A 6,798-nucleotide genomic window follows, 5' to 3' on the forward strand; every position below is an offset into this window, starting at 1 on the left:
AGAAAAAATTCAAATAGAGAGTGGATATTTTATTTGGCATCAGGGTATTAAAAGTATTATTATTGCAATTATTGATTTGTGACTGCTATTATTATTTAAAATAGTTTTAGGCCAACAGGAAATTAAAAATGTCTGATGCAATGAAAGCGCTGTTAAACCTACGTAGCCTTCGCGCTCTTTCTCGTGAATATACTCTAGAGCAACTTCAAGAAGCTCTTGAGAAACTACAAACTGTCGTTACTGAACGTGAAGAAGCTGAAGCTGAAGAACGTGCAAAAGAAAATGAACGTAACGAGAAACTGGCTCAGTACCGTGAAATGCTTCTAGCTGACGGCATCGACCCAGAAGAATTACTGGCAACACTAAGCAAAGCTCCTAAAGCAAAACGTGCTGCTCGTCCTGCTAAATATAAATTCCTTGATGAAAACGGCGAAGAAAAGACTTGGACAGGTCAAGGCCGTACACCAAGTGCACTGAAAAAAGCACTTGATGAAGGCAAATCTCTAGAAGATTTCGAAATCAAATAATTGCTGAATATAAGCTGAACAAAAGCCTGGAATAATTCCAGGCTTTTTTGTGTCTGGCCTTCGCAGGCATGCCTGTCAGGCCTCCCTTTAAAGGGTTATCTCGTCTCTTCGAAGGTATATACCATTCAGTGAATAAATAACTCTGACGATAGAACTCAGCGTGTTTTATCAGAGATAAAAAAGCCAGACATAATGTCTGGCTTTCTTTTCAACCTTATCGTATTTGATCAGCCAGGTGGCTGACAGCGAGCGCAAAATAATGTGACCGATTCCACTTTAGCAATGTCTGGTAATTTCCGTATACCAAGTATGCCCTGCCATGATTATCATCGGGTTGAATAAGCCAAGCTTTAATATCAGCCCTGGGTAAAGGCTGCCCATTTAATCTTCTAACACCTAGCTGTTGCCATTCTGCCAGCGGGCGACCTTTATCCTTTTCAATACCCAGAAGTGACTCATCGATACCATTCGGTATTTTCACCTGCCGTCCCCAGGTATATTTATCATCCCAGCCTGACTTACTCAGATAATTGGCTGCCGAGGCAAATACATCTGCCTCCGTGTTCCAAATATCAATGCGACCATCATTATTTCCATCGATCGCATAAGCTAAAAATGACGTCGGCATAAACTGAGGCTGCCCCATCGCTCCCGCCCAAGAACCTTTCATCTTAGCTGGAGTGATATGTCCGGCATCCAAAATTTCTAGCGCCGCCATCACCTGGCCACGGAAAAAAGCTTCTCGGCGCCCTTCATAAGCTAATGTAGAGAGTGCTTCAATCACATTGTAATTTCCCATCAGACGACCGAAATTACTTTCTACGCCCCACAGGGCGACAATAAACCTTGGCTGTACGCCAAGCTGCCGACCAATTTTATCCAATGCCGTTTTGTGCTTCCGATATAACTGGTTTGCTTGCTTAACTTTCCATTCAGGGACCGCCCGAGGGATATATTCATCTAAGGTCAACTTTTTTTCTGGCTGGTTTTTATCAGCCTTAACGGCACGCTCAGTAAATGCTATGCCGTCAAAAGCAGAGTTGATTATCGACTCTGAAATTCCATTTTCCCGGGCTTCGGCTTTCAGCCCGAGTACATATTCGTCAAACCCTGCATCAGCCGCAAAGGCCGATGATGAGATCCCTAAACCTAAGGCCACCAGGGCCGACATCAATCTCTTACGCATAGTTACCCTTTTGCATCTTTTCCGACTTTGTCGGCCTTATATTTCTCAAGCAAATTCGTAACTGGCGGTGGAACCTGAAGGTAATAACCAACTGTCGCCAGAGCTTCTTTTACCTTCTCCACATCAGCCAGTGCTAATTTACGTCCATTATCAAGCTTAAGTACCATCACAAACTGCGGGGTACCAAAGGTTGTCATCAGACTCTCAGGAACATCCGAGAAGTCATCTTTAGTATTGATATATAGATATGTGTTTTCTTTCTTAGGGCTTTTGTAAATTGCACAAAACATTAAAAATAGCCTGTTCGTTAAAGCTTTCATCTCATTCAGACCGCGATTTTGCGAAATCATTCCCTCGAATAGCCAGTCTAAGACGGCACAGATGGGACGCTGGTCTGAATTTCCAACGCTAAAGCAAGGATAGCTTGCTGATATACCCTTGGGAATATAACATGCAAGTATCTATGTGATAACGAGCCTTAACGGCTAATTAAGCGACAGTCATTAAATGAGTATGACAAAACCAGCAGAACTGAAAGGGAGCTCTTTCACGCTCTCGGCCCTGCATCTTGTTGATGGGGACATCGAAAAGGCGACGGACTTCTTAAAAGAAAAAGTCAGTCAGGCGCCCAATTTCTTCGCCGCTGCACCCGTCGTCATCGACATTAGCCAAGCCGGCAACAACATCGACTTCAGTAAGTTAAAATCGGAAGTGCAAAAGGCAGGAATGATCCCTGTAGGGATAAGTGGCTGTAAAGATACTCAATTGCAAAGTCAGGCAAAGCGCGCCGGGTTTGCTATCATGAATGCTGCACGACAAACTAAAGCGGCCGAAACGGCCATGGAGCCAACCAGGATTATTCGCACGCCAGTACGCTCAGGCCAGCAAATCTATGCCAAAAACTGTGATCTGGTAGTCATGAACCATGTCAGTGCCGGTGCAGAAATTATTGCCGATGGCTGCATCCATATCTACGGTACAATGCGCGGCCGGGCAATTGCCGGGGCCAGCGGCCAGCAACAGGCGCGTATTTTTTGTCAAAATTTGCAATCTGAACTGATTTCCATTGCCGGAAACTACTGGCTAAGTGATAAAATTGAAGCTGAGTTCTGGGGTAAAGGTGTCGTTATCTCACTTGCTGAAAATAATTTAAACATAGAGCATTTGGCTTTATAACGTTTGATAAGGAATTTATAGATGGCACGTATTATCGTTGTTACCTCGGGGAAAGGTGGCGTTGGTAAAACAACCTCCAGTGCAGCTATCGCATCGGGCCTTGCCTTAAGCGGCAAAAAAACTGCAGTTATTGATTTCGATATCGGCCTGCGTAACCTTGACCTGATCATGGGTTGCGAGCGTCGTGTCGTATATGACTTTGTCAATGTGATTAACGGTGAAGCCAACCTCAACCAGGCGCTGATCAAAGACAAGCGCGTCGAGAACCTCTTCGTGCTGCCAGCCTCCCAGACACGTGACAAGGACGCCCTCAGCCGTGAAGGTGTCGAGCGTGTACTCAATGATCTGGATGAGATGGGCTTCGACTTTATTATCTGTGACTCACCGGCAGGTATCGAAACCGGTGCGCTGATGGCGCTGTATTTCGCCGATGAAGCGATTGTCACTACGAACCCGGAAGTTTCTTCGGTCCGAGATTCCGACCGTATCCTGGGTATTCTCGATTCCAAGTCGCGCCGTGCGGAAAACTCGCTGGAGCCGGTGAAAACGCACCTGCTTCTGACCCGCTACAACCCTGCTCGCGTGACATTGGGTGAAATGCTCAGTGTTGGTGATGTCGAAGAGATACTGCACATTCCACTGTTGGGCGTGATCCCTGAAAGTCAGGCGGTACTGAATGCCTCCAACAAGGGTGAGCCTGTTATTTTCGACAAGGAATCCGACGCCGGTATGGCCTATGAAGATACTGTCGGCCGTCTACTGGGTGAAGAACGCCCGTTCCGTTTCTTAGAGGAAGAGAAAAAAGGCTTCCTTAAACGCTTGTTTGGAGGCTAATTCACTATGGCTTTGCTAGAGTTTTTCCGCCCCAAGAAACCAACAACGGCGAGCGTAGCCAAAGAAAGGCTACAAATCATCGTTGCCGAAAGGCGTACGGCCAACCAAGGCACGCCTAGCTACCTGCCGCAGCTAAAACAAGACATTCTTGAGGTGATCCGCAAATATGTTGAGATCACTCCGGACCAAGTCAGTGTCAACCTGGATCAGAAAGAAGAAGATCTCTCTGTTCTGGAGCTCAATGTCACCTTGCCGGAAGAAGAAAAATAACCGTCATTCAAAATAAAAGCCCCGGTCACTACAACCGGGGCTTTTTCTATCTGTCCAACAAAGGGAGCACGCGCGCTTCAAACAGCTCTTTTCGCCAGTTCTTTAGCATATCGGGACGATCATCGGCAGGCCTTTGCTTCTTCCACGCCCACGAAATCAGCTGGTTAACCTGCTTCTTGGAGGCCAGAAACTCCGGGGCAAGGCCTGTTTCCTTCTCAACTTTTGCGACTTCATCCTTTATCCGCTTCACCAGCTGCTTGTAGCCAGCCAGATCTACAAGCCGAACGATTTTTTCCGGGTACTGCTGAGGAGGCATATCATCAACATCATGCACCATTTTCATCAGGCGATTGGCATGGCGCTGAATCTCCATATTATCAAAGCCCTCTTTGGCCATAACGGCCTTGGAGCGAATGTTATAGCGCGCCAACTTCCACAAGTGCAGCTCTTTGACAATAAAGTTCAGGGCTAAGTCCCGCTTGCGGGCTTCCAGCAAACGCCACTTGGCCACTTTCTGCAACACGGCCAGCTGCTTGGGTTCAAGCTGCCAGGCATTCTTGATATCCAGATACACTTTCTCGGGGTCAACCGGCTTAATGCGCTTTAGCATAAGTGCAGCACACTCCTGCACCAATGCATCCTGCCATCCTTTCTCTTCAACCTGTGCCGAGAGCTTCTGGTACAGCGGCAGCAGATAAAACACATCTGCCGCGGCATAATCGAGCTGTTTTGCCGATAGCGGACGAGCCAGCCAGTTAGTGCGAGCTTCGCCTTTATCCAGCTCTATCCCCAGGAAGTCATTAACCAGGGTTCCGAAACCGGCAGAGACGCCATAGCCGAGAAACGCAGCCATCACCTGGGTATCGATCATTGGTGTCGGCAGGCAGCCGGCGTAATGCTGAAATACTTCCAGATCCTCGCCGCAGGCATGCAGTACCTTGGTGACTGACTGATCGCGAAGCAGGGCCCATAGCGGCTCTAGATCGTCAATTTCCAGCGGATCAATCAAAGCCAAACTGTCCCCGTCAAACAGCTGGATCAATCCGAGCTTGGGGTACAGGGTACGCGTGCGGACAAATTCCGTATCAAGCATGACTGCCGCCTTGGTGCGGGCATGCTCGCAGACAATTTCCAACCGCTCAGTTGTTGTTATGATTTCAAAATTCACAGCAAACCTTTTTTATCAGTTATGACTAACCGAAAGAAAGTGCCGGCGTTATAGCCGGCACTCGAATTAATCTCATTGTAACCTGAATTGACAGCTTATGCTTCTTGCGGCTGCTTATCCGATTCTTCACGCAAAGCTCGGCGCAAGATTTTACCGACATTGGTTTTCGGCAGCTCGTCACGGAACTCGACAACCTTCGGCACTTTATACCCGGTCAGGTGCTCGCGGCAGTGCATCAGAAGCTCATCGCGGGTCAGATTCGGATCCCGCTTGACCACGCAAATCTTCACCACTTCGCCGGAGACTTCATGCGGCAGACCAATCGCGGCCACTTCCAGCACCTTGCTGTTCAGGGCAACAACATCTTCAATTTCATTGGGGTAAACGTTAAAACCCGACACCAGAATCATGTCTTTCTTGCGATCAACAATATGCAAGAAGCCGTCTTCATCAAAGCGAACGATATCACCGGTGGATAACCAGCCATCGTCCGTCAGTACTTCCTTAGTCGCCTCCGGACGCTGCCAGTAACCCTGCATCACCTGAGGACCACGCACCTGTAGCTCACCAGTTTGATCATTACCCAGCACATTGCCTTCATCATCTACCATCCGCACATCAGTAGACGGTACCGGCAAGCCTATTGATCCATTGTAATCAACCAGATCATACGGGTAAGCAGCCACTAACGGAGAGCATTCCGTCAAACCGTACCCTTCCAGCAAGTAATTGCCGGTCATCTGCTTCCACTTGTCAGCCACGGCTCGCTGTACGGCCATGCCACCGCCCACCGACAGGCGCAGGTTGCTAAAGTCAAGTTCGTGGAAATCTTCGTTATTCACAAGCGCATTAAACAGCGTATTCACCCCGGTGATCGCCGTAAACGGGTAGCGCTGAAGCTCTTTGACAAAAGTCGGAATGTCACGCGGGTTGGTGATCAGTAGATTTCGGCCGCCCATTTCAATAAACAGCAGACAGTTTACCGTCAGTGCAAAGACATGATAAAGCGGCAATGCCGTAACAATCAGCTCGCGCCCCTCGGTCAATACCGGCCCGTAGGCACCTTTAGCCTGCATAACATTGGCCAGCATATTGCGGTGACTCAGTATCGCCCCTTTGGCGACACCGGTTGTCCCACCGGTATACTGCAGGAAGGCGGTATCGTCGCCGGACATGAACGGCTTTACGTACTGCATCCGACGGCCTTTGCTCAGCGCCGATCGCATGGAGGTAGCGTGAGGAAGGTGGTACTTCGGCACCATCTTCTTAATGTACTTGACGACAAAGTTAACCAGCGTACCTTTCGGCCGTGAGAGCTGATCGCCCAGCCTTGTCAGGACAACGTGCTGGACGCCGGTGTTTTTCACCACATTTTCTAGAGTGTGTGCAAAGTTCGAAACAATAACAATCGCTTTGGCGCCGGAATCGTTTAGCTGATGCTCAAGTTCTCGCGGGGTATAAAGCGGGTTAACATTAACCACCACACAACCGGCACGCAAAATTCCAAACAAGGCGATCGGATACTGCAGCAGGTTCGGCATCATCACTGCAACACGGTCGCCCTTTTTCAGCTTGAGCTCATTTTGCAAATATGCAGCAAAAGCACGGCTGCGCTCTTCCAGCTTACGGAAGGTCAT

At 48.4% G+C, this 6,798-nt stretch carries 8 protein-coding genes; 4 read left to right on the top strand and 4 right to left on the bottom strand.

Translation table 11 applies throughout. The features are described from left to right. Positions 1-128: 128 nt before the first annotated feature. Positions 129-527, top strand: coding sequence for an H-NS family nucleoid-associated regulatory protein (locus MHN01_RS12115; RefSeq protein ID WP_075768330.1), 399 nt, complete (start codon positions 129-131; stop codon positions 525-527). Positions 528-741: 214 nt separating this feature from the next. Here MHN01_RS12115 and MHN01_RS12120 read toward each other — a convergent pair whose 3' ends face one another. Together MHN01_RS12120 and MHN01_RS12125 are read right to left on the bottom strand one after the other, a co-directional pair. Further along, entirely contained in the window at positions 742-1,713 is a 972-nt protein-coding gene (locus MHN01_RS12120) for a lytic transglycosylase domain-containing protein (RefSeq protein ID WP_239411587.1), read from the bottom strand. A 2-nt stretch (positions 1,714-1,715) separates the two neighbouring features. After that, positions 1,716-2,003, bottom strand: a complete 288-nt coding sequence (locus MHN01_RS12125) for a YcgL domain-containing protein (protein WP_239411591.1) — start codon at positions 2,001-2,003, stop codon at positions 1,716-1,718. A gap of 223 nt (positions 2,004-2,226) precedes the next feature. Here MHN01_RS12125 and minC point away from each other — a divergent pair, with 223 nt between their 5' ends. The 3 genes from minC to minE are packed head-to-tail and all read left to right on the top strand — an operon-like array spanning position 2,227 to position 3,993. Beyond that, positions 2,227-2,889, top strand: a complete 663-nt coding sequence (minC, locus tag MHN01_RS12130) for a septum site-determining protein MinC (protein ID WP_239411592.1) — start codon at positions 2,227-2,229, stop codon at positions 2,887-2,889. Positions 2,890-2,910: 21 nt separating this feature from the next. Beyond that, a complete protein-coding gene (gene minD, locus MHN01_RS12135) occupies positions 2,911-3,723 on the top strand; it encodes a septum site-determining protein MinD (protein ID WP_239411588.1) in 813 nt (270 codons plus the stop codon). 6 nt (positions 3,724-3,729) lie between these two features. Then, entirely contained in the window at positions 3,730-3,993 is a 264-nt protein-coding gene (gene minE, locus MHN01_RS12140) for a cell division topological specificity factor MinE (protein ID WP_075768326.1), read from the top strand. Positions 3,994-4,039: 46 nt separating this feature from the next. Here the strand turns inward: minE and rnd are convergent, their stop codons facing one another. Next, positions 4,040-5,161, bottom strand: coding sequence for a ribonuclease D (rnd, locus tag MHN01_RS12145; protein WP_239411589.1), 1,122 nt, complete (start codon positions 5,159-5,161; stop codon positions 4,040-4,042). A gap of 95 nt (positions 5,162-5,256) precedes the next feature. Then, positions 5,257-6,798: long-chain-fatty-acid--CoA ligase FadD (gene fadD / locus MHN01_RS12150; RefSeq protein WP_239411590.1), on the bottom strand; the 1,542-nt coding region annotated here is incomplete at its 5' end.

The organism is Photobacterium sp. OFAV2-7, assembly GCF_022347985.1.
Classification (GTDB): Bacteria; Pseudomonadota; Gammaproteobacteria; order Enterobacterales; family Vibrionaceae; genus Photobacterium.

What these genes read in the sequence shown, in the direction of transcription:
- MHN01_RS12115 (WP_075768330.1), top strand. Translation starts at nt 129, where the DNA reads ATGTCTGATGCAATGAAAGCGCTGTTAAACCTACGTAGCCTTCGCGCT.
- MHN01_RS12120 (WP_239411587.1), bottom strand. Translation starts at nt 1,713, where the DNA reads ATGCGTAAGAGATTGATGTCGGCCCTGGTGGCCTTAGGTTTAGGGATC.
- MHN01_RS12125 (WP_239411591.1), bottom strand. Translation starts at nt 2,003, where the DNA reads ATGTTTTGTGCAATTTACAAAAGCCCTAAGAAAGAAAACACATATCTA.
- minC (WP_239411592.1), top strand. Translation starts at nt 2,227, where the DNA reads ATGACAAAACCAGCAGAACTGAAAGGGAGCTCTTTCACGCTCTCGGCC.
- minD (WP_239411588.1), top strand. Translation starts at nt 2,911, where the DNA reads ATGGCACGTATTATCGTTGTTACCTCGGGGAAAGGTGGCGTTGGTAAA.
- minE (WP_075768326.1), top strand. Translation starts at nt 3,730, where the DNA reads ATGGCTTTGCTAGAGTTTTTCCGCCCCAAGAAACCAACAACGGCGAGC.